General features: G+C 66.3%; 22 protein-coding genes. 8 read left to right on the forward strand and 14 right to left on the reverse strand.

Translation table 11 applies throughout. The annotated features are described in order from the left end of the window. Positions 1–38 precede the first annotated feature (38 nt). Genes AU197_RS21965 through AU197_RS21980 form a run of 4 tightly spaced genes read right to left on the reverse strand, consistent with a single transcriptional unit; the run spans position 39 to position 2,472 of the window. Complete coding sequence (locus tag AU197_RS21965; RefSeq protein ID WP_064405408.1) at positions 39–332, reverse strand: cytochrome C oxidase subunit IV family protein; 294 nt, start codon at positions 330–332, stop codon at positions 39–41. A gap of 3 nt (positions 333–335) precedes the next feature. Then, the gene (locus AU197_RS21970) at positions 336–932 is read right to left on the reverse strand and encodes a cytochrome c oxidase subunit 3 (RefSeq protein WP_064405410.1); all 597 of its coding nucleotides are present in this window, start codon (positions 930–932) and stop codon (positions 336–338) included. Continuing rightward, positions 929–1,768, reverse strand: coding sequence for a hypothetical protein (locus AU197_RS21975; RefSeq protein ID WP_064405413.1), 840 nt, complete (start codon positions 1,766–1,768; stop codon positions 929–931). The genes AU197_RS21970 and AU197_RS21975 overlap by 4 nt, the downstream gene beginning before the upstream one ends. Beyond that, positions 1,765–2,472: a hypothetical protein gene (locus tag AU197_RS21980; protein WP_064405415.1), complete on the reverse strand. Its 708-nt coding sequence runs from the start codon at positions 2,470–2,472 to the stop codon at positions 1,765–1,767. Before AU197_RS21980 ends, AU197_RS21975 begins: the two co-directional genes overlap by 4 nt. Positions 2,473–2,559: 87 nt before the next feature. On the opposite strand from AU197_RS21980, the gene AU197_RS21985 reads away from it, so the two are divergent. Further along, on the forward strand, positions 2,560–3,186 hold the full coding sequence (locus tag AU197_RS21985; protein ID WP_064405417.1) for a TetR/AcrR family transcriptional regulator: 627 nt from the start codon (positions 2,560–2,562) through the stop codon (positions 3,184–3,186). Here the strand turns inward: AU197_RS21985 and AU197_RS21990 are convergent. Continuing rightward, positions 3,141–4,028 (reverse strand): ArgK/MeaB family GTPase, encoded by an 888-nt coding sequence (locus tag AU197_RS21990; RefSeq protein WP_064405419.1) that lies wholly within the window; start codon positions 4,026–4,028, stop codon positions 3,141–3,143. The two genes, AU197_RS21985 and AU197_RS21990, sit on opposite strands and share 46 nt — an antisense overlap. Positions 4,029–4,074: 46 nt before the next feature. Further along, positions 4,075–5,220, reverse strand: a complete 1,146-nt coding sequence (locus tag AU197_RS21995) for a thiolase family protein (RefSeq protein WP_064405421.1) — start codon at positions 5,218–5,220, stop codon at positions 4,075–4,077. A gap of 74 nt (positions 5,221–5,294) precedes the next feature. Here AU197_RS21995 and AU197_RS22000 point away from each other — a divergent pair, with 74 nt between their 5' ends. Next, positions 5,295–6,059, forward strand: a complete 765-nt coding sequence (locus tag AU197_RS22000) for an SDR family NAD(P)-dependent oxidoreductase (protein ID WP_064405423.1) — start codon at positions 5,295–5,297, stop codon at positions 6,057–6,059. A 262-nt stretch (positions 6,060–6,321) separates the two neighbouring features. On the opposite strand, the gene AU197_RS22005 is transcribed toward AU197_RS22000, so the two are convergent. The 4 genes from AU197_RS22005 to AU197_RS22020 are packed head-to-tail and all read right to left on the reverse strand — an operon-like array spanning position 6,322 to position 10,369. After that, complete coding sequence (locus tag AU197_RS22005; protein WP_064346498.1) at positions 6,322–7,089, reverse strand: enoyl-CoA hydratase/isomerase family protein; 768 nt, start codon at positions 7,087–7,089, stop codon at positions 6,322–6,324. A gap of 1 nt (position 7,090) precedes the next feature. Next, a complete protein-coding gene (locus AU197_RS22010; protein ID WP_064405425.1) occupies positions 7,091–8,188 on the reverse strand; it encodes an acyl-CoA dehydrogenase family protein in 1,098 nt (365 codons plus the stop codon). Next, positions 8,175–8,987, reverse strand: coding sequence for an acyl-CoA dehydrogenase family protein (locus AU197_RS22015; protein ID WP_064405427.1), 813 nt, complete (start codon positions 8,985–8,987; stop codon positions 8,175–8,177). Before AU197_RS22015 ends, AU197_RS22010 begins: the two co-directional genes overlap by 14 nt. Beyond that, positions 8,972–10,369, reverse strand: coding sequence for a class I adenylate-forming enzyme family protein (locus AU197_RS22020; RefSeq protein WP_064405429.1), 1,398 nt, complete (start codon positions 10,367–10,369; stop codon positions 8,972–8,974). Before AU197_RS22020 ends, AU197_RS22015 begins: the two co-directional genes overlap by 16 nt. Before the next feature lie 112 nt (positions 10,370–10,481). Here AU197_RS22020 and AU197_RS22025 point away from each other — a divergent pair, with 112 nt between their 5' ends. After that, entirely contained in the window at positions 10,482–10,796 is a 315-nt protein-coding gene (locus AU197_RS22025; protein ID WP_064405432.1) for a 2Fe-2S iron-sulfur cluster-binding protein, read from the forward strand. Here the strand turns inward: AU197_RS22025 and AU197_RS22030 are convergent. Genes AU197_RS22030 through AU197_RS22045 form a run of 4 tightly spaced genes read right to left on the reverse strand, consistent with a single transcriptional unit; the run spans position 10,784 to position 14,819 of the window. Beyond that, positions 10,784–11,836: a CaiB/BaiF CoA transferase family protein gene (locus AU197_RS22030; RefSeq protein WP_082696800.1), complete on the reverse strand. Its 1,053-nt coding sequence runs from the start codon at positions 11,834–11,836 to the stop codon at positions 10,784–10,786. The genes AU197_RS22025 and AU197_RS22030 overlap by 13 nt on opposite strands. Continuing rightward, positions 11,833–12,789: an LLM class F420-dependent oxidoreductase gene (locus AU197_RS22035; RefSeq protein WP_064405434.1), complete on the reverse strand. Its 957-nt coding sequence runs from the start codon at positions 12,787–12,789 to the stop codon at positions 11,833–11,835. The genes AU197_RS22030 and AU197_RS22035 overlap by 4 nt, the downstream gene beginning before the upstream one ends. Positions 12,790–12,825: 36 nt before the next feature. Further along, complete coding sequence (locus tag AU197_RS22040) at positions 12,826–13,242, reverse strand: cobalamin B12-binding domain-containing protein (protein WP_064405436.1); 417 nt, start codon at positions 13,240–13,242, stop codon at positions 12,826–12,828. Continuing rightward, positions 13,242–14,819, reverse strand: coding sequence for a methylmalonyl-CoA mutase family protein (locus AU197_RS22045; protein WP_064405438.1), 1,578 nt, complete (start codon positions 14,817–14,819; stop codon positions 13,242–13,244). Before AU197_RS22045 ends, AU197_RS22040 begins: the two co-directional genes overlap by 1 nt. A gap of 209 nt (positions 14,820–15,028) precedes the next feature. Here AU197_RS22045 and AU197_RS22050 point away from each other — a divergent pair, with 209 nt between their 5' ends. Genes AU197_RS22050 through AU197_RS22070 form a run of 5 tightly spaced genes read left to right on the forward strand, consistent with a single transcriptional unit; the run spans position 15,029 to position 20,500 of the window. Further along, the gene (locus AU197_RS22050) at positions 15,029–15,880 is read left to right on the forward strand and encodes an SDR family oxidoreductase (protein WP_064405440.1); all 852 of its coding nucleotides are present in this window, start codon (positions 15,029–15,031) and stop codon (positions 15,878–15,880) included. Further along, positions 15,877–17,376 (forward strand): class I adenylate-forming enzyme family protein, encoded by a 1,500-nt coding sequence (locus AU197_RS22055; protein WP_064405442.1) that lies wholly within the window; start codon positions 15,877–15,879, stop codon positions 17,374–17,376. Before AU197_RS22050 ends, AU197_RS22055 begins: the two co-directional genes overlap by 4 nt. A 13-nt stretch (positions 17,377–17,389) precedes the next feature. After that, positions 17,390–17,692, forward strand: a complete 303-nt coding sequence (locus AU197_RS22060) for a hypothetical protein (RefSeq protein WP_064405444.1) — start codon at positions 17,390–17,392, stop codon at positions 17,690–17,692. A gap of 13 nt (positions 17,693–17,705) precedes the next feature. Further along, positions 17,706–19,172 (forward strand): adenylate/guanylate cyclase domain-containing protein, encoded by a 1,467-nt coding sequence (locus AU197_RS22065; protein ID WP_064405446.1) that lies wholly within the window; start codon positions 17,706–17,708, stop codon positions 19,170–19,172. A 29-nt stretch (positions 19,173–19,201) separates the two neighbouring features. Beyond that, complete coding sequence (locus tag AU197_RS22070; RefSeq protein WP_064405448.1) at positions 19,202–20,500, forward strand: MFS transporter; 1,299 nt, start codon at positions 19,202–19,204, stop codon at positions 20,498–20,500. Positions 20,501–20,542 lie beyond the last annotated feature (42 nt).

The raw sequence follows: 20,542 nt of genomic DNA on the forward strand, positions 1-20,542 counted from the left end.
CGCTTCAGCGCCGGCAGGACGACGCATTCAGCCCGCGGCTAGGCCACCGCCATTCCGATGAAGTAACTGCTCAGCAGACACGTGGCGACGAGGACCACCCAGCCGTCGGTCAGGCGGCACAGCCAGACGGGGGCATGACGCACTTCCATGAATTCCCGGAAGATGATGCGCACCTTGATCAAAGAGATGACGATCGCGCTGACGGTGACCACGGTGCTGGCCTTCAGCGTGCCGTTCTGGTCGACCGCCTCGTCCAGCCAGACGTAGACCAAGGTCAACAACGTCAGGATCGCCCAGGCGATCACCAGTCTCTTGTTCAAGGCGTTGGTCACCGATCACCTCACCACGTAGAGCATCGCGAAAATCAGCACCCACAGGAAATCGACCGTGTGCCAGTACGTTGCCCCGGTTTCTACAAGCTCCTGCGAGCGTCGCGCCGGGCTCCGCAGTTGGTAGACGATGACGCCCAACACGATGAATCCGATCAGGACGTGGATGCAGTGCAATGACGTGAGAAAGAAGTAGTGCTGGAAGAACTCGTCGCTGGTGAACGTGTTCCCCATGCGGATCTCCAGGATCCACTCGACGACTTTCGAGATCACGAACGTCACGCCGAGACCAGCGGTCACATAGGCGTAGGTCATCGCCGAGCGGTATGAACCCGCGCGCGCGGCACGGACACACCCCGCGATCGCCCACGAACTCGTGAGCAGCACAACGGTGTTGAAAACTCCGATCCGCAGGTCCAGGTCTGCCTGAGATTGCAGGAAGAGATCGGCGTTCTGCGTGCGCAGCGCCAGGTAGACGGAGAAGTAGCCGGTGAACAGCATGGCCTCGAACAACACGAACAACCACATGTCCGGCTGGCCGGGCACGCGCCGTTGCGGCTCGTCGTCGAGTCGTTTCGACTCACCGGTGACGACGTCGGTCATCGCACCGCCCCCACCGAGGCCGAGGGTTCGGTTACACCTTTCGGCGGTAGCTCAGGCAGCGGTCCGGTACCGAAATCCTCGCGTTCGATCATCTTGCGCAACAACATGATGAACGCCGCGGTGTAGAGGATGAACACGACCATGTTGATCCACCATGCGATCGCACCGTTCCACGCGAATGCGCCGCGTTGAAAGATCCAGGCCGGTGCGACGACGACTTCGGTCAGCGCGTTGCACAGCCCCAGGTACGCGAACCACTTCGGGAACACGTTGTTCTTGTCGAGCAGGATCGCCACCAGCCAGACCACCGAACCGACCAGGAACACCCCCATCGTTCCGCTGAACGACAGGAATGCGAAGTCATACATCCACAGGATCAATTCGGGGTCACGATCCGGCCGGAGCGCTCCGACGGTCATCGCGATGGCCATCACCAGCATGCCGGGCAGGGCGGCGAGCGAATACATGATCAGGTACGAATAGGCGAAGACGCGACTCACCGACATCCGCCACATCGAGTATGCGAGAAGAGCATTCATCGGTGCGCACATACCCGAGATGAGGAACACGACGCCGAATCCGGTGAGCAGGCCCAGGTGGCGGTCGGCGAACCACTGCACGATCAACGGCGTGTCCCAGTCGGGGCTCGGCGGCGGTTGCACCCGCGTGACGAGGAAGAACAGCACGCCGTACAACTGGTAGAAGATCACCATCACCCACCACGCGAACCACAGCTCACGCTTGGGGTGGTAGCGGAAGTTCCAGACCAGGCGACCCAGCCGGGAATCGTTGGGCGGATCGGGCGCCGCCACCGGTTCTGCGCTCAGCGCGCTCATGCGGCGACCACGACTTCGGCGCGTTGGCGGCGGATATTCTGGGCCAGAACCACTCCCATCACCACGATCCAGACGGCGATCGCGATGTTCTTGACCCAGAAGGACAGCACGCCGTCCCACGCCAACGGGCCCTCGAAGGTCACCGCCCCGAACGCCGCCGGCATCAGGGCGACGGCGATGAGCAGATTGAAGTGCGCCACCCACGACCGGAAGACCGGCTTGTCCTGACGATCCCAATAGATCGCCAGGGCCAGCACCAGGCATTGGGCGATCAGATAGGGCACCAACACGGTGAACGTGACCCAGGCCAGATCGTTGAGCAGTTGGGTGAGTTCGGGGGAACGTTCGGGCCGGAAGGACCCCAACAGCCAGAACATGTTGGCGATCAGAAACAGCGTCGGCGGACCGCCCGCGCAGGCGATCAGGCAGTAGGTCAGGATCGGCGTGCGGTGTGCCATCTTGCGCACTTGCATCGCCAGCAGAATCACCGTCGGGATCAAACCGACCCCGAACCAGTTGAACAAAATCATGCTGTACCGAATCCGGGCCGTCTCGTCGCGGTAGAAAGCCGCGACCTCGTCGGCGGACATCGTCGGCGACATCGGATGCAGGAAACCGGGAAACAGGAAGAACGCGGACGCCCAGATGATCACCATGGCGGGCAGGGCCCACAGCATGATCAACTCGCCATCAGTTCGTCTCATGTGCGCTCCAAAGTAGGTTGCCGATCGGCTACTCGAACGGTAGCCGATCGGCAACCTAGCGGTCAATGCTGGGCTACCCTCGACGTCATGGCCACGGCAGAGCAGAGATTCAGTGCGATCACCCGCACCGCTGCGCAGACCAGGGTCTTGGACGCCGCGCTGGCATTGATCGCCGAACACGGCGTCAGCGGTACCTCCCTGCAGATGATCGCCGATTCCATCGGGGTGACCAAGGCCGCGGTGTACCGCCAGTTCAAGACGAAGGAAGAGATCGTCATCGCGATCACCGAACGGGAGATGGGCCGTCTCGAGGACGCGCTCGAGGTTGCCGAGGCGGCCGGCCACGGCCTCAAGTCACGGGAGATCCTGCTCGAGGAGATGATAGACCAGGCCGTCGAACGGCGCGGAGTCGTCAGTGCGCTGCAGTTCGATCCGGTGATCCTTCGACTCCAGGCCGATTACGAGCCGTTCCAGCGATTCATCGAACGCCTGTATGCCGCGCTGCTGGGCACGCACGCGGGCCCGGAGGCCCGGCTGCACGCCGCGGTGCTGTCGAGCGCGATCAGCGTGGCCGTCATGCACCCACTGGTTTCCGATATCGACGCCGAAACGCTTCGCGCTCAATTGATTCGGATGTCCCGCCGATTGCTCGACCTACCCGAGCGGGCTCAGGGGCCCTCCCGTACGGCGAAGAGACGCTCGGCGGCGGTGTAGGGGTCGTCGGCGCCCTCGGCGACGGCGGCGGCCAGCCGGTCGAGTTCCGGGTGTGTGCGCAGCAGCGTCTGCGCCAGCGACAAGATCTGCGCCCTGGCCCGCGCGGCGCGTCGTTGCGGGCTGTCGGAACGGTGATGCGCCTCGATCGCGTCGACGAGTTCAGGTAGGCCGTCGCCCTGGGCCGCAACCAGTTTCAGCACCGGCGCCATGGTCTCCGCACGAAGGTCGCGCACGGTCTGGTCGGCGCCCTCGCGGTCGGCCTTGTTCACCACCACGATGTCGGCCACTTCCAGCAACCCGGCCTTGGCCGCCTGCACGGCATCACCTGCGCCGGGATTGAGGATGACGACGGTTGGATCGGCGACCGCGGCGATCTCGATCTCCGACTGACCGACCCCGACGGTCTCCAGCACCACCAGCCCGTAGGACAGCGCCGCCAGAACACGGATTGCCGCGGGCACCGCAGCGGCCAACCCGCCGAGATGCCCGCGCGCCGCGACGGACCGGATCAGCACGTCGGGATCGTTGATGTGGGCGGCCATCCGGATCCGGTCGCCGAGCAGCGCTCCCCCGCTGTACGGCGACGACGGGTCGACCGCCAACACCGCAACCCGCTCGCCCCGCTCCCGGTACGCGCCGACGAGCGCACCGACCGTCGTCGATTTCCCCGCACCCGGCGGCCCGGTCACTCCCACGACCCGGGGCGCATCGACGGACCCCAGCGCGTCGAGAAGTTCGCTGCGCCGGGGGCTTTCGACGATGCTGAGCAATCGGCCGGTCGCGCGGGCCGATCCGTTGCGCGCCGCCTCGATGAGTTCGGCAAGACGGTCTGAGCTGGTCATCGTGTGGCAGTCTACGGATTATCTGCTGATGTCGCCGCCGGGCGGCTCAGGCCACCTCGATGACCGTGGCCGATCCCATGCCGCCGCCCGCGCACATGGCGGCGACGCCGATTCCGCCGCCGCGCCTGCGCAATTCGTGAACGAGCGTGACGAGCATGCGCGCGCCGGTGGCCGCCACCGGATGCCCCAGCGAGCAGCCGCTTCCACTGACATTGACGCGGTCGGGGTCGATGTCGAGCAGTTTGACGGTCGCCACGCACATCGCCGCGAAGGCCTCATTGATTTCGAACAGGTCGACGTCGGCGAGCGAAATACCGGCGCGCTTGAGGGCTTTGGGGATCGCTTCGACGGGTGCCAGCCCGGTGAAGGCGGGATCGACGCCGACCGACGCCCACGCCTTGACGGTGCCCAGCGACGGCAGCCCGAGCCGGTCGCTGGCCAGGGTCAGCACGGCGGCGCCGTCGTTGGCTCCGCAGGCGTTGCCTGCGGTGATGGAGAAGCCCTCGATCTCGGGATGCAGCGGCTTGAGCGCGGCGAGCTTCTCGATGCTCGTGTCGCGACGGGGATGCTCGTCGGTGTCGAACTGCCCGTAGGGCGTCTCGATCGGAACGATCTCGTCCTTGAAGCGGCCCTCGTCGATCGCCCGGATCGCCTTGCGGTGCGAGCCCAGCGCCCACTCGTCCATCTCCTCGCGGCTCACGCCCGCGCGCACGGCGGCGTTCCAGCCGACGGTGATCGACATGTCCATGTTCGGCGCGTCGGCGCGGTCGGGGTGCGTCGGGGGAAACCAGTCGAGCATCGCGGCGTCTTTCGCGCTGCTGGCGCGGCGGGTGAAGCGAGGCGTCGTGGAGGCGGAGTTGACGCCACCGGCGATCACCACTTGATCCATGCCCGCGCGGATACTGGCGGCGGCGCTCTGCACCGCGGCCTGCCCGGCGGCGCAATGCCGGTTGTTCGACAGCCCGGGCACCGAGGTGAGGCCCGCGGTGATCGCGGCATGGCGGGCGATCACCCCACCGCCGTAGAGCCCCTCGCCGAGGATGACGTCGTCGATGGCCAGTCCGTCCACCTCACCGGCCGCCGCGCCGACCACATGCTCGGCCATTTCGTAGGCGTCAGTGTCTCGCAACGTGCCCTTCATCGCGGTGCCGATGGGGGTGCGCAGGGCAGAAACGATCACGGCTTCAGGCATAGGTATCTCCGTCTCGACGTATGAGAATGCTATTCTCTCAAGCCGAGAGTGCCAGTTGCAAGAAGGGGAACCATATGCAGATCGCGGGTAGCTCGGCAATCGTGGTCGGTGGCGCCGGCGGGCTCGGCGAAGCGACCGTGCGGCGTCTGCACGGCGCGGGAGCCAAGGTCGTCGTTGCGGACATGGCCGACGACAAGGGCAAGAAACTGGAGAGCGAACTGGGCGTTCGCTACGTCCGTACCGATGCGACCTCGGAAGACTCGGTCAACGCGGCGATCGCCGAGGCCACCGCGCTGGCTCCCCTGCGGATCTCGGTGGACACCCACGGCGGTCCGGCCAGCGGTGGCCGGCTCATCGGCAAGGACGGCTCCCCGCTGGACCTCGACGGCTTCAAGACGACGATCGAGTTCTACCTGACGGCGGTCTTCAACGTGATGCGACTGGCGGCCGCCGCGATCGCGAAGTCCGAACCGCTCGACGAGGGCGCCCGCGGCGTGATCATCAACACCGCGTCGATCGCCGGTTACGAAGGTCAGATCGGCCAGCTGCCGTATGCCGCGGCCAAGGGCGGCGTGATCGGCATGACGCTGAATGCGGCCCGCGACCTCTCGCCGCTCGGCATTCGCGTGGTCACCATCGCGCCCGGCACGATCAACACCCCGGCGTATGGACAGGCCGCCGACCAACTCGAGCAGTACTGGGGCCCGCAGGTGCCGTTCCCCAAGCGGATGGGCCGGTCGACCGAGTACGCGCAGTTGGCGCAGAGCATTGTCGAGAACGACTATCTCAACGGCGAGATCATCCGCCTCGACGGAGCTCTCCGCTTCCCACCCAAGTAATTCCCTGTTCCGCGAGCGTGCGTGTCTGCACACGACACGCCGCGGATTTGCAGCAGTTCGCGCACCGTCGCGCCATCGCGACGGTGCGCGTTTGCATCTGGCAGGTGTGCTCAGTACGGGCCATACGAGGCCGTGCGTTTCGGATACCGGTCGGGTTTGACAGGTTGCGCACACTCGCAATCACACGAGGGTGCGCATAGCGGCGCGCGCGAGCGGCGTGTCGCGCAGCAGACACGCACGCTCGCGCCAAACTGAGTGTGCGCTACTTTTTCTTGGCGTTCAGCCGGGTGACGATCTCACGGAAGTCGTCGGTCTTGAACGACTGCTCCTCTGCGGTGTTGGCGTAGTCGAGCACCGCCAGCACCGAGCGCTCGAGGTGAATGTTCAACAGCCTCTTGGTGCTTTCGACCGCCTGGCGCGGCAGCTCCATGATCTTCTTCGCGCAGGCGATCGCCTCGCTCAGCGGATCTTCGACGACGTGGTTCGCCAACCCCAGCTCGGCGGCGCGCTGGGCCGAAATCCGCGCACCGGTCAGCGCGTATTCCTTGGCGTGCAGCAAGCTCATCTCCAGCGGCCACACCAACGGCCCACCGTCGGCGGCGACCAACCCGACCTGAACGTGTGGATCGGCAAGGTAGGCATCATCTTTGATGTAGACGATGTCGGACAACGCCACCAGGCTGCAGCCCAGGCCCATCGCAGGACCGTTGACGGCGGCCACCACCGGAATCCGGCAGCGCGCCATGCCCAGCACGATCTCGCGGCCGTGCAGGATCGTCTTTGCGCGCAGGTCGGCGTCCTGGCGCAGCTCCTCGAGGTAACCGAAGTCGCCGCCGGCCGAAAATGCCCGTCCCGCACCGGTGATCACCGCCGCGCGAGCCTCCCGATCCTCGGCCAGCCGCGGCCACAACCAGGCGAGCCCGCAGTGCAGGTCGTCGTTGACCGAATTCAAGGACTCCGGCCGGTTCAGCGTGATGATGCGCAGAGCGCCGTCGGCCTGAACGTCGATCTCCGGTGGTAGGTCGTACAACTCAAACTCCTAATCCGAGAATGCGCGAAGCGATGATGTTCTTCTGAATCTGCGAGGTACCACCCATCACGCTCTGCGCGCGGCTGTACATGTAGGCGCCGAACAACTCGGGATCACCGGTGCCGACGGTGGCCAGCGCGGCGTGCCCGACCGACTGCTCGGTCCAGGTCATCAGCAACTTGTCGAGCGAGCCCTGCGGGCCGTGCGTGATCCCGTCGAGTTGCTCGGACAGCCGCCTGCGCACGTGCAGCCGCAGCATCTCGGTCTGCACCCACGCCCACGCCAGCTCGTCGGGAGGCGGACCTTCTACACGAGATGCCAACTGGCGCACCAGCTTCCCGTAACGGGCCGAGAAGCCCAGTGTCGACGGCTCCCGCTCATGGCTGACCACGGTCATCGCCAACTTCCAGCCCTCACCCGGCGCGCCGACCATGTTCTCCGCGGGCACCCGGGCCCCGTCGAACAGTACCTGGCCGAACTCCTTGGTGACGCCGCTGATCATCTTCAGCGGTCGCTGTTCGATCCCCGGTTGGTGCATCGGCACGATGAACGCCGAGATGCCCTTGTGCTTGGGGACGTCCTTGTCCGTGCGGGCCAGCAGCAGACACCAATCGGCCACGTCGGAATAGCTGGTCCAGATCTTGTGACCGTGGATGACGTAAGTGTCGGGGTCGTCACCGCACTGGGTCGCCGTCGTCGTGAGCGACGCCAGATCGGATCCCGCGCCCGGCTCGGAAAAGCCCTGGCACCACCGCTCGGTGCCGTTGATCATGCCGGGCAGGAAGCGCTGCCGCAGCTCCTCGCTGCCGTGATGCGACAGCCCGACGACCAGGTAGCCCAGGCTCGGCCGCGCCGGCGCTCCGGCTTTGGCGATCTCCTCGTCGACGATCACGTCGTACACCGGCGGCAGATCCTGTCCGCCATACTCTTTCGGCCACGACGTGCCGAAGAACCCGGCCTCATACAGCGCCTGGTGCCACGCGCCCTGGGCGGCCCAGTACTCGTCGCCCGACGTCGGGAACTTGCCCTTCTGCTCGCTCAGCCAACCGCGCAGACGCTCGCGGAACGCGGCTTCCTCCGGTGAGTCACGAAAGTCCAATGGACAGCTCCTCCAACTTCACGGGCCACGTCTCGGTGGCGGCCAGCACCCGGCGCAGATAGACGTGGGCCAGGCACTCCCAGGTGTTACCGATGCCGCCGTGCACCTGAATCGAGGTTTCACAGACGGTCAAAGCTGAGCGAGCACAATAGATCTTGGCGACCCGCGCCGCCTCGATCGCCTCGGCGGCCGGCAACTCGTCGACCGCCCACGCGGCGTGCCGCAGCACGCTGACCGAACCCTCGATCAGGGCAAGACTCTCGGCCAGCAGATGCCCGACCGCCTGATAGGAGCCGATCGTCGAACCGTACTGCTCACGCACCTTGGCGTATTCGACGGCCAGATCCTGCGCTCCCCTGGCCGCCCCGACCAGGTCGGCGCACGTCACCGTCAGCGCCAGCGCCCGCCACCGGCCCGCGTCCTCCTCGGACAGGCCGTCCAGCTCGGTAGGCGACTCGACCACACCGGCAAGGCTTTTCGTCAGGTCAATCGAATCCGCCGCCTCTGCCGCAACCGGCTCACCGCCGCCTCGCATCCGAAGGTCGTCGGCGAGCACCGGCCCGATGAAGGGCACGTCGACGAGCCTTCTGGCGAACTCCTCGGCCACGATCGCGACCTCGACACCCGACGCCCCGTCCGAGCGAAGTGTGCGAAAGCCGGTGGCGTCCACCGCCTTCTCCAAACGAGCGAGCCGGTTGGCGTCCTCGAGGTCGGCCACCGATCCAAGACCGAGGTCATCGGCCAGGCTCGCGGCGGCGGCCTTCAACTGTTGTTGTTCACCGGTCAGACGGACGTCCACAGACGCTCCTTCAACACTCGACGCAGCACCTTGCCCGACGGCAGGCGCGGGATCTCGGGCACGACGAGGACCCGGCTGGGCCGCTTGTACGATGCCAACCGCTGCCCCACCCACGACACCAGATCATCCTCCGGCACAGACGCATTCACCTTCACGGCCCCGATGATCGCCTCCCCGTTGACCGAATCGGGCACTCCGAACACCGCACAGTCCTCGACCTGCGGGTGCCCGTGCAGAACGGCCTCGACCTCCGCGGGCGCGACCTGAAATCCGCGCACCTTGATCATTTCCTTCGACCGGTCGGTGATGCGGAGCCACCCGTCGTCGTCGAGAAAGCCGACGTCGCCGGTGCGGTACCAGCCGTCGTGGAATGCTCCCGCGGTCGCAGACTCGGGCAGGTAGCCTGTCATCACCGAATCCGACTGGACCTCGATCTCGCCGGCCTCGCCCGTGCCGAGGACCGCGCCGGTGTCCAATGACACCACCCGCACGTGCACGCCCGGTACCGGCCGGCCCACGGTGTCCAGGTGGCTGCCCTCGGTGTCGTTGCACGAGATCACCGGCAGCTCACTCGCACCGTATGCCGTCACCCACTTCACCCCGGTCCTGGCGGTCACGGCGTCGGCGACGCTCGCCGTGACCGGGGTCGCGCACCACATGATGTAGCGCAGCGACGAGAGGTCGTAGGACTCCAGATCGGGATGCGCCGCGAGCGCCAAGGCGATTGGCGCCACGGCCATCTCGATGGTGATTCCATCGCTTTCGATGTGCCGCAGCATGAGCTCGATGTCGAAGCGCCGGTGCAGTCGGATCCATGTACCGGTGTCGAGCGCCATCACGATGTTGAGCAGGCCCAGGATGTGCGACGGCGGTGTCATGATCTGCATGCGGTCCGACGACGACAGCTGCAGCGCCTCGCGCCAGTGCCGCACCGCGACACCGAACGCCGCATGCGTATGACGCACCGCCTTCGGCATTCCGGTGGTGCCCGAACTGAATACGAACAACGCGTCGGTCTGCGGGTCAGGTGCGCGGACCTCGCGTCGCCCCGGCTCGATCGGATCGTCGAGGGAGAGCATCGGCATGAGTTCAGCGAGCACAGGGTGATCACCGACCGCGTGCGTCGGCCGGGTCAGCGCCAACGCATGTTCGATCTCCGTGCGCCTCCACGCGGGGCTGAGCAGTACCGCGGAGGCCCCCAGTTGCCAGACAGCGCGCAGCGCGACGACGAACTCGGGGCGGTTGGACGACATCAGCGCGACCCGGTCCCCCGCGTGCACACCGCGCCGTTCCAAGGTGGCCGCCATGCCGGCGGCCAGCGCATCCAGCTGCGACAGCGTGTATTCGCGCTGCTCGAAGGCGAGCGCGATCGCCTCACTCACACTCTGTCCTCACTAGTGTCAACCGAGCCGGATCTCGCTTTGAGAATAGCGTATCATTAAACGAGAATCGTATTCTCGCCCAGTTAGAACCGATATGCCAGGAGTGTTATTGATGACGGCAGATCCGACGCCTGACCAGCCGGCACAGGGCGGCGGACAGGTGACGATCGTGCTCGACCGCAAAAAAGTAGCGGTGGCACGCGTCGCCAACGAGACACTTCTCGAAAGCGCCAGGCGAGCCGGACTGTCGCCACCCTTCTCGTGCGAGGCCGGCAACTGCGGCACCTGCATGGGCAAACTGACCGAGGGCCGCGCCACGATGCGCATCAACGACGCTCTAGACGAGGACGAGGTGGCCGAGGGATACATCCTCACCTGCCAAGCGATCCCAGAGACCGACACGATCAGCGTGACTTACGACGACTGAGCCGCGATATCGCCGTGCTCGTCGACGCGGGGCGCCGGCCGGTATTCGGGCTCATAGCCGACGACCTGAATCGGGCTGCGCACCAACCGGAAATCCCCCGCGGTGATGACCACCTCAGGTGTCTGCTCCAACGCTTCGGGCAATGTGCGCACCGCGGCGACGGGAATTCCCAGCGGACGTAACCGGGACTCCCAACTCGCAGCGGTGTCGGTGGCCAACGCCGCGGCCACCACCGCGAGCACCTCGTCGCGCTTGTCTGCCCGTTCGGCCATCGTCGGAAAGCCCTCGATGCCCGCTTCGTTCGAGAACGCCCGCCAGAACCCATCATGGGTGATGAACAGCGCCAGATAGCCGTCCGCCGTCGCGAACAGTTGTGCCGGAACGTAATACGAGTGCGCCCCGAACGGATACCGCAACGGCGCCGCACCGTCGTTCAGGTACGCCGACGCGCGGTAGTTCAGTTGCGAGAACATCACATCCCGCAGGGACACGTCGACCTGACCACCACGGCCCGACACGATCTGCGCCAGCAGCCCGAGTGCGGCGGCCAGCCCGGTCGAGTTGTCGGCCGAGGAGTATCCCGGCAAGGTCGGGGGTTCGTCCGGATGTCCGGTCATGGCCGCGACGCCCGTTGCCGCCTGGATGACGTAGTCGAACGCGGGATCATCGCCACCCTCGAGCCCGAATCCCGTCATCGCCACACAGACGATGCGCTCGTTGAACCGCTTGAGCGAGTCATACGTCAGACCGAGCTTCTTGATCGCCGACGGCTTCATGTTCACCAGCAGCGCATGGGAATCCGCGACGAGTTCGCCCAGCCGCCGTCGGCCGCCCTCCGACCGCAGGTCGAGGACGACGCTCTTCTTGTTGCGGTTGAGGCTGGCGAAGTAGCTGTCGCCGACCTGACGCGAGATCTCACCACCCGGGGGCTCGACCTTGATGACCTCCGCGCCGAGGTCCGCCAACAGCATCGTGGCGTATGGACCGGCCAGCATGACGCCGACCTCGATGACGCGGATACCGGCCAGCGGGCCGTTCACCGCACCTGCTTCGCCAATTCGGCGATCACCTCGCGCGTCCGGTACTTCGACGCGATGAGTTCGTCGCGATTGTCACCGATCGGCAGCAGACGCACCGACAGGTCGGTGACACCCGCGTCGGCGAACCGCCGGAAACGCGCCAGGATCGCCTCCTCGTCCCCGGCGGCGCACAGGTCCCCCACGTCACGCGCATCGCCGCGGTCCAGCAGTCGCTGATAGTTCGGTGACGTCTCGGCCTCGGCGAGGATGCGGTTCGCCCGCTCCTTCGCGGTCTCGATCTCCGTATTCGCGCAGAGGCACACCGGAATTCCGGCGACAATGCGCGGTGCGGGCCTGCCCGCCTCCGCGGCAGCCTTGTTGATCTTGGGCGCGATGTGCTCGCCGATGGCCTTCTCGTCGGCCATCCACAGCACGGTGCCGTCGGCGCGTTCCCCCGCGATCTGCAGCATCACCGGGCCCAGCGCGGCCACCAACACCGGCAGCGGGTTCTCCGCTCCGAGGACGGTCGGGTTGTGCACGGTGAAGGTGTCGTTCTCGACGTCAACGTCACCGGGGCCGGCGAGTGCGGCGTTGAGCACCTCGAGATAGTCGCGGGTGTATGCGGCCGGCTTCTCATAGGGGATGCCGAGCATGTCGCGCACGATCCAGTGGTGCGACGGTCCCACCCCGAGCGCGAGCCGACCGCCGGCCACCGCGTGCACCGACAGCGCCTGACGCGCGAGCGCGATCGGGTGCTGCGCCTGCAGCGGCACCACCGCGGTGCCGAGCTCGATCTTCGAGGTGTGCGCGGCCATCAACGCGACCATGGTCAGACAGTCGAAGTCGTTGGGCACCTGCGGCATCCATGCGGTGTCCATCCCCGCGGATTCGGCCCACTCGATATCGGAGACCAGCTTGTTGACCTTGCGCGCCATGTCGCCGCGTTCGGCCCCGATCATCACGCCAAGGCGCATGTCAGTTCTTCCTCCGAGAGTTCAGCGGCGAGCGAGTCACTGTTCGCTCATTGTCAGCTTGCGGACCTCGTCGACCAGCGTGTCCAGCGACGTGCCAGTGGGGAACACCGCTGCCGCGCCCGCGGACAGGAGCTTGGGCACATCGCCCTGTGGGATGGTGCCGCCGACGACGACGGCGATGTCGCCGGCGTCGGCCGCGCGCAGCGCCTCGACCGTGCGCGTGGTGAGAGCCACGTGCGCGCCCGAGAGGATCGAAAGCCCCACCAACGCAACGTCTTCCTGCAGGGCGATCGACACGATGTCCTCGATGCGCTGCCGGATTCCGGTGTAGATCACCTCGAAGCCGGCATCGCGCAGCGTGCGCGCGACGATCTTGGCGCCGCGATCGTGACCGTCGAGGCCGGGTTTGGCGACCAGGACCCGCACCGGGCCGGCCGTCGTAGAGTCCGCCATCAGAACACCACCGGCTGCTGGAACTCGCCCCAGACCGACTTCAACGTCGAAACCATCTCTCCCACAGTGCAGTAGGCGTTGGCGCAATCGATCAGCTTGTGCATCAGGTTGTCGTCACCTTCGGCCGCGCGTGCCAGCGCCGCCAGTGATGCGGAGACCGCGGTGGAATCGCGCTCGGCCTTGACTTTCGCGAGCCGCTTGAGTTGCAGATCGCGGCCCTCGGCGTCGAGCTCGTAGGTCGCGATCTCGGGCGGCGGCTCGTCGGAGACGAACTTGTTGACCCCGACGACCGGTCGCTCGCCCGATTCGATCTCCTGATGGATCTTGAACGCCTCGTCGGCGATCAGCCCCTGCAGGTATCCGTCCTCGATGGCGCGCACCATCCCGCCGTGGGTCTCGAGATCGTGCATGATCTCGATGATCTTCGCCTCCGTCGCGTCGGTGAGCGCCTCGACGAAATACGAACCACCGAGCGGATCGGCGACCTTGGTCACGCCTGTCTCATAGGCCAGGATCTGCTGTGTGCGCAACGCCAGCGTCGCCGATTCCTCGCTGGGTAGCGCGAACGGTTCGTCCCACGCCGCGGTGAACATCGACTGCACGCCGCCGAGCACCGCGGCCATCGCCTCGTAGGCGACGCGGACGAGATTGTTCTGGGCCTGCGGAGCGAACAGCGATGCCCCGCCGGCCACACAGCCGAACCGGAACATCGACGCCTTCTCCGACGAGGCCCCGTAGCGCTCGCGCACGATCGTCGCCCAGCGCCGCCGTCCGGCACGGTACTTGGCGATCTCCTCGAAGAAGTCGCCGTGGGTGTAGAAGAAGAACGAGATCTGCGGTGCGAACTGGTCGATCGTCATGCGCCCGCGTTCGACGACGGTGTCGCAGTAGGTGACGCCGTCGGCGAGGGTGAACGCCATCTCCTGGACCGCGTTGGCCCCGGCGTCGCGGAAATGCGCACCGGCAACCGAGATCGCGTTGAACTTGGGCACCTCGGCCGCGCAGAACTCGATGGTGTCGGCGATCAGGCGCAGCGACGGCTCGGGCGGCCAGATCCAGGTCCCGCGCGAGGCGTACTCCTTGAGGATGTCGTTCTGGATGGTGCCGGTGAGCTTGGCCCTCGGCACGCCCTTCTTCTCTGCGGCGGCGACGTAGAACGCCAGCAGGATGGCCGCGGTGCCGTTGATCGTGAAGCTGGTGCTGATCTTGTCCAGCGGGATCCCGTCGAAGAGGATCTCCGCGTCGGCGAGCGTGTCGACCGCGACGCCGACCCGGCCCACCTCCTCGCCGTACTCGGGGTCATCGGAGTCGTAACCGCATTGCGTGGGCAGGTCCAGCGCCACCGACAGGCCGGTGCCGCCCTGGTCGAGCAGGTAGCGGTAACGCCGATTGGACTCCTCGGCCGTCCCGAACCCCGAATACTGGCGGAACGTCCACGTCTTCCCGCGGTACCCCGTGGCGAAGTTTCCGCGGGTGAACGGATACGTGCCCGGCGGAGGCGGTTCCGTCGGCCGGTCCGTCGGCCCATACACCGGCTCGAGCGGGATCCCCGACGGGGTCTGTACTGGCTCGCTCATCACGGATAACGTACTTGCAAAAAATGAGAATGCCAATACCGCAGGCCGGAAACATGCACCGGAGAAGGGGCGTCCCCCACCGTCGAAAGCCCGCGAAGACCCGGTACACAGCGAATATGGCACTTGCGTAAAATGAGAACGTCAATACCGGCTGTAGTCGGGGTCCGCTAGCATCGTGGGGCGACGCAGGTCGCAGCCAAAGGAGGTCCATGTCCGCCTTCACTGACCGCACGCTCGTCGTCTCCGGCGGCAGTCGCGGCATCGGTCTCGCGATCGCGCTCGCCGCGGCCAGGCGGGGCGCCAATGTCGTGCTACTGGCCAAGACGGCCGAACCGCATCCGAAGCTGCCGGGCACGGTGCACACCGCAGTCGCCGAGGTAGAGGCCGCCGGCGGCAAGGGGGTGGCGGTGGTCGGCGACGTCCGAAAAGAAGAGGACGTGCAACGTGCGGTCGATGCGGCCGTCGAGCATTTCGGCGGCGTGGACGTCATCGTCAACAACGCCAGCGCCATCGCCACCGAGCCCACCGAGCAACTGGCGGCCAAGAAGTTCGACCTGATGATGGACATCAACGTGCGCGGCACGTTCCTGCTCACCAAGGCGGCGCTGCCCTACCTGCGCAAGTCCGCGGCACGCGCCCAGCGAGCGGAGCCGTCAGGCGCGCACGTGATCACGCTGGCGCCACCACTGAACATGAACCCGCACTGGTTGGGCGCCCACCCCTCCTACACCCTGTCGAAGTACGGCATGACCCTGCTCTCGCTGGGGTGGGCCGCCGAGTACGGGGAAGCCGGCATCGGATTCAGCTGCCTGTGGCCCGAGACTTACATCGCGACGTCTGCGGTGGCCAACGCTCCCGGCTTCCAGGAAATGCTGGAGCGGTCCCGCGACCCCCAGATCATGGGTGATGCGGCCGCGTTGATCCTGTCGCGCCCCGCGGCCGACGTGAACGGCAAATGCTTCATCGACTCGGAACTGCTGGCCGACTCGGGCGTGACAGACCTGTCGCGCTACGGCGGTGGAGATGACCCCATCCTTGATATCTTCGTCGACAAATCATGAGCATCTCACTGCTGCTCGAGATGGCCTCGAGCAATCCGGACCGCACCGCCGTGGTGTCGGGCGAGTTGCGCCTGACCACAGGTGAGTTGAGCACCCTGGCGGACGGCGGGGCGGGTGTCATCGCCGAGTCCGGCGCCTCCCACGTCGCCTATGTCGGCATGGGCGGCGCAATGCTGCCGCTGCTGCTGTTCGCCTCGGCCCGCGCCGGGGTGGCGGTGACGCCGCTGAACTACCGACTCAGCGCCGACGGGCTTCGCGAGCTCATCGATCGCCTGCCCCAACCGCTCGTCGTCGCCGACGCCGAATACCTCGATATGGTGGCGGGCGCGGGCAAGCAGGTCATCGGCTCCGATGAGTTCCTGTCCGCCGCGCAGACCGCAGAACCCGCCGCTGAGTTCCCTGATCCCGAAGACGTCGGCGTCGTGCTGTTCACCTCGGGAACCACATCGCGCCCGAAAGCCGTTGAGCTGACGCACAGCAACCTCACCAGCTATATCACCGGCACGGTCGAGTTCGATTCCGCGGAACCCGGTGACGCCGCGTTGATCTGCGTCCCGCCCTATCACATCGCGGGTGTCAGCGCCGCACTGTCCAATCTCTACGCCGGCCGAAAGATGGTGTACCTGCCGCAGTTCGACGCCGGCGAATGGATCCGGCTGGTCCGCGACGAGGGCGTGACGTCGGCGACGGTCGTGCCGACCATGTTGGACCGCATCGTGACCGCCCTGGAAACCGAAAACACGTCGCTGCCGACCCTGCGCAGCCTGGCATACGGCGGTTCCAAGGTGCCACTTCCGTTGGTGCGCAAGGCGCTCTCGTTGCTACCCGGGGTCGGCTTCGTCAACGCCTACGGGTTGACCGAGACCAGCTCGACCATCGCGGTGCTCGGGCCCGACGATCACCGCGAAGCGCTCGCCTCGTCCGACGAGGCCATCATGCGCAGGCTGGGCTCGGTCGGCCAGCCGGTGCCGGGGATCGAAGTGCAGATCCGCAACGCCGACGGCGAGGTGCTCGGTCCCGGCGAGACCGGAGAACTGTTTGTGCGCGGCGACCAGGTGTCCGGGCGCTACGCCGAGATCGGCTCGGTGCTCGACGGCGACGGATGGTTCCCGACCAAAGACATCGCGATGCTCGACGAGGACGGTTATCTCTTCATCGGCGGGCGTTCTGATGACACGATCATCCGCGGCGGGGAGAACATCGCCCCGGCTGAGATCGAGGACGTGCTCGTCGAACATCCGGCGGTGCGCGACTGCGCCGTGGTGGGGCCCGAGGATCCGCAATGGGGTCAGATCATCGTGGCGGTGGTGGTCCCGGCCGATACCCCGGACGGCGCCGCCACTCCGGATGCCGAGGAACTGCGCGAGCATGTGCGGCGCCAGTTGCGCGGATCGCGAACCCCCGACCGCGTCGTGTTCCGCGACGAGTTGCCGACCAACGCGACCGGCAAGGTGCTGCGTCGAGAACTGATCGCGGAGTTGACAGCCACCAAATAGCAAGGAGCCCAGCATGATCAAGAACGGCACGCGACTGCAGAGCCAGGTGTGCGACACCCAGGTGATCGTCGTGCGCAGCTCGGACAGTCTCGACGATCTGCGCGCGGGCGGCGTTCCGATGGTTGCCCTGGATGCCGAGAAGAGTGCCGACGCCCAGATCGACCCGGAATTCTCCGACGGCAACGCGATGGGTAAGCGCTATGTCGACGACAACGGCGCCGAAGTCCTGGTGACGAAGGCCGGTGCCGGAACGCTCAGCGTGGGCACCACGCCGCTGTCTCTCAAGGAAGCCAAGCCGCTACCGGCAAGCGACTGATACCTTCCACTGGGTGAGGCCACGCCGCCTGCTCACCCGGTACGTGGCCGGTCTTGCGTCGGCCTACCTGCTGACGGCGCTCGAGGTCATCGCGATCGTCGGCCTGCTGGCCGGGCGCAGCGTGATCACGCTCGGCAATGTGATCACCGCGGCGGCGCTCCTCGCGGTCGGTACCGCCACGGTCGGGATCAGCGCCGCCTACATCCTGCTCCCGGCGTTGCGGTATCTGCGCGCGGGACGCGAGCCCACCGCCGCCGAACGGCGGTCGACGCTGACGATGATGCGCCGCCAGGCCGCGGCCACCGTGGCGCCGTGGGTTCTCACCGCCGCGGTCCTGGTACCGCTGAACCTCGACGCCGGCTCCGAGGCACTTGCGGTGATCGGATCGGCCATGCTGTTCGGGACGATCGCCACGGTGTGCACCGGCTTCCTGTTCACTCTGCGGACGTTACGACCCGTATTGGCCAGCGTGGCAACCGATTCCGACACGTCGACGTTGACGGCGCCCGGGGTCAGGGCACGGCTGCTGCTGATGTGGACCGTATGCACCGCACTGCCGGGCGTGGCGATCGCCGCGCTGCTGGTGATGCGCAACAACGGATGGCTGATCGAGGAGACCGCCGCGATCGAGTTGGCGCTGATCGTGCTCGCGTTGGTAGCGGTTGTGCTCGGTCTGCGCTCGTTGATCCTGACCTCGATGTCGATTTCGGACCCCGTACAAGAAGTCGTGCAGGCGATGGGAGAGGTCGAGCGCGGTCATATCGACCGGTCGGTCGAGGTCTATGAATGGTCCGAGATCGGCCGCCTCCAGCGCGGTTTCAACAGCATGGTGGCGGGGCTGCGCGAACGCGACAGGTTGCGTGACCTGTTCGGTCGCCACGTCGGCGAGGACGTGGTCCGGCGAGCTGTCGAAGAGAACGAGTCGCTGTCAGGTGACGAACGTGACGTAGCGGTGCTGTTCATCGATCTCGTCGGGTCGACCAGGTTGGCGGTCACCCACGAGCCTGCCGAGGTCGCCGAGCTGCTCAACGAGTTCTTCCGTATCGTCGTCGCGGCGGTGGATCAACGGCACGGCTTGATCAACAAGTTCCAAGGCGATGCGGCGCTGGCCGTGTTCGGCGCTCCCCTGCGCGTCGACGATCCGGTGTCGGCGGCGCTGACGACCGCACGCGATCTGGTCACCGACTTGCAGCGTCTGCCACTCGACTTCGGCATCGGGGTTTCGGCCGGACCGGTGTTCGCAGGCAACATCGGCGCCGAGAACCGGTACGAATACACCGTTGTCGGGGACGCGGTGAACGAGGCGGCCCGACTGGCCGACCGCGCCAAGGAGTTTCCCGCGCGAGCGCTGTGCTCAGGCAGTGCGCTCGAACGTGCCGGCGAGGCGGAACGACGGTGCTGGGAGGCGCAAGGGTCGGAAACCCTGCGCGGGCGATCCGCGCCCACCCAGATGTGGACACCCACCACCGATCCTGGTTAAAGACGCCGACGGTCGGGGAATACAGCGGCATGGCTGTGCGCACCAGCGACCCCCAGGCCGTTCGCAAGGCCGTTACCGGCGCGTCGATCGGCAACGCCGTCGAGTGGTTCGACTTCGCCATCTACGGGTTGCTGGCGACCTATATCGCCGAGAAGTTCTTCCCCTCCGGCGACGAGACCGCAGCGCTGCTGAGCACTTTCGCCGTCTTCGCCGCCGCGTTCTTCATGCGGCCGCTGGGCGGGTTCTTCTTCGGCCCACTCGGCGACCGGATCGGTCGTCAACGCGTTCTCGCGCTGGTGATCCTGCTGATGTCGGCCTCGACCCTGACCATCGGCCTGGTTCCCAGCTACGACGCCATCGGCGTGGCGGCACCGCTGCTGTTGCTGTTTCTGCGCTGCCTGCAGGGCTTCTCGGCAGGTGGCGAGTACGGCAGCGGAGCCTGCTTCCTGGCCGAGTACGCCACCGACGAACGCCGCGGCTTCATCGTGTCGTTTCTGGTGTGGTCGGTGGTCGTCGGCTTCCTTCTCGGGGCGCTGACGGTGACCGGTCTGGAAACCGTCCTGTCCGAGTCGGCGATGGATTCTTATGGTTGGCGAATCCCCTTCCTGATCGCCGGTCTGCTCGGCGTCGTCGGCCTCTACATCCGGCTGCAGTTGAGCGACACACCGGAGTTCGAGAACCTGCGCGAGCAGGGCGAGGTCGCCACGTCGCCGCTGCGCGAGGCGCTGCGCACCTCGTGGCGGCCCATCCTGCAGATCGCCGGCCTGGTCGTCATCCACAACGTCGGCTTCTACATCGTGTTCACCTACCTGCCAACGTATTTCACCGAGACCCTGGAGTTCACCAAGGTCGACGCCTTCGTCTCGATCGCGGTCGCCAGCATCGTGGCGATCATCCTGATCCCGCCACTCGGCGCACTGTCCGACCGGATCGGACGTAAACCGCTGCTGTACTCGGGCGCGATCGGTTTCGCCGTCTTCGTCTATCCGCTGTTCCTGCTGTTGAATTCGGGCTCGTTGGCCGCTGCCGTCACCGCCCACGCCGCGCTGGCTGCGCTGGAGTCGGTGTTCGTGTCGGCATCCCTGGCCGCCGGTGCCGAATTGTTCGCCACCAGGGTCCGCTCCAGCGGTTACTCCATCGGATACAACATGTCCGTGGCCATATTCGGCGGAACCGCGCCATATGTGGCGACGTGGCTCGTCGACCGCACAGGCAACCAGATCGCCCCCGCCTACTACGTTGTGGGCGCGGCCGTTGTCAGTATCGCGACGCTGCTGACGATGCGGGAGACCGCGCGGCAGCCGTTGCGAGCAACCGTGCACACATAACGCACACTTGAGGCAACCGGGTGCACCGAAATCGGGCATGGC

Source organism: Mycobacterium sp. IS-1590, from assembly GCF_001500025.1.
Classification (GTDB): Bacteria; Actinomycetota; Actinomycetes; order Mycobacteriales; family Mycobacteriaceae; genus Mycobacterium.

Excerpts from the sequence above, each read along its gene's own strand:
- AU197_RS21970 (WP_064405410.1), bottom strand. The coding sequence starts at position 932 with ATGACCGACGTCGTCACCGGTGAGTCGAAACGACTCGACGACGAGCCG.
- AU197_RS21975 (WP_064405413.1), bottom strand. The coding sequence starts at position 1,768 with ATGAGCGCGCTGAGCGCAGAACCGGTGGCGGCGCCCGATCCGCCCAAC.
- AU197_RS21980 (WP_064405415.1), bottom strand. The coding sequence starts at position 2,472 with ATGAGACGAACTGATGGCGAGTTGATCATGCTGTGGGCCCTGCCCGCC.
- AU197_RS21985 (WP_064405417.1), top strand. The coding sequence starts at position 2,560 with ATGGCCACGGCAGAGCAGAGATTCAGTGCGATCACCCGCACCGCTGCG.
- AU197_RS21990 (WP_064405419.1), bottom strand. The coding sequence starts at position 4,028 with ATGACCAGCTCAGACCGTCTTGCCGAACTCATCGAGGCGGCGCGCAAC.
- AU197_RS21995 (WP_064405421.1), bottom strand. The coding sequence starts at position 5,220 with ATGCCTGAAGCCGTGATCGTTTCTGCCCTGCGCACCCCCATCGGCACC.
- AU197_RS22000 (WP_064405423.1), top strand. The coding sequence starts at position 5,295 with ATGCAGATCGCGGGTAGCTCGGCAATCGTGGTCGGTGGCGCCGGCGGG.
- AU197_RS22025 (WP_064405432.1), top strand. The coding sequence starts at position 10,482 with ATGACGGCAGATCCGACGCCTGACCAGCCGGCACAGGGCGGCGGACAG.
- AU197_RS22035 (WP_064405434.1), bottom strand. The coding sequence starts at position 12,789 with ATGCGCCTTGGCGTGATGATCGGGGCCGAACGCGGCGACATGGCGCGC.
- AU197_RS22040 (WP_064405436.1), bottom strand. The coding sequence starts at position 13,242 with ATGGCGGACTCTACGACGGCCGGCCCGGTGCGGGTCCTGGTCGCCAAA.
- AU197_RS22045 (WP_064405438.1), bottom strand. The coding sequence starts at position 14,819 with ATGAGCGAGCCAGTACAGACCCCGTCGGGGATCCCGCTCGAGCCGGTG.
- AU197_RS22050 (WP_064405440.1), top strand. The coding sequence starts at position 15,029 with ATGTCCGCCTTCACTGACCGCACGCTCGTCGTCTCCGGCGGCAGTCGC.
- AU197_RS22055 (WP_064405442.1), top strand. The coding sequence starts at position 15,877 with ATGAGCATCTCACTGCTGCTCGAGATGGCCTCGAGCAATCCGGACCGC.
- AU197_RS22060 (WP_064405444.1), top strand. The coding sequence starts at position 17,390 with ATGATCAAGAACGGCACGCGACTGCAGAGCCAGGTGTGCGACACCCAG.
- AU197_RS22070 (WP_064405448.1), top strand. The coding sequence starts at position 19,202 with ATGGCTGTGCGCACCAGCGACCCCCAGGCCGTTCGCAAGGCCGTTACC.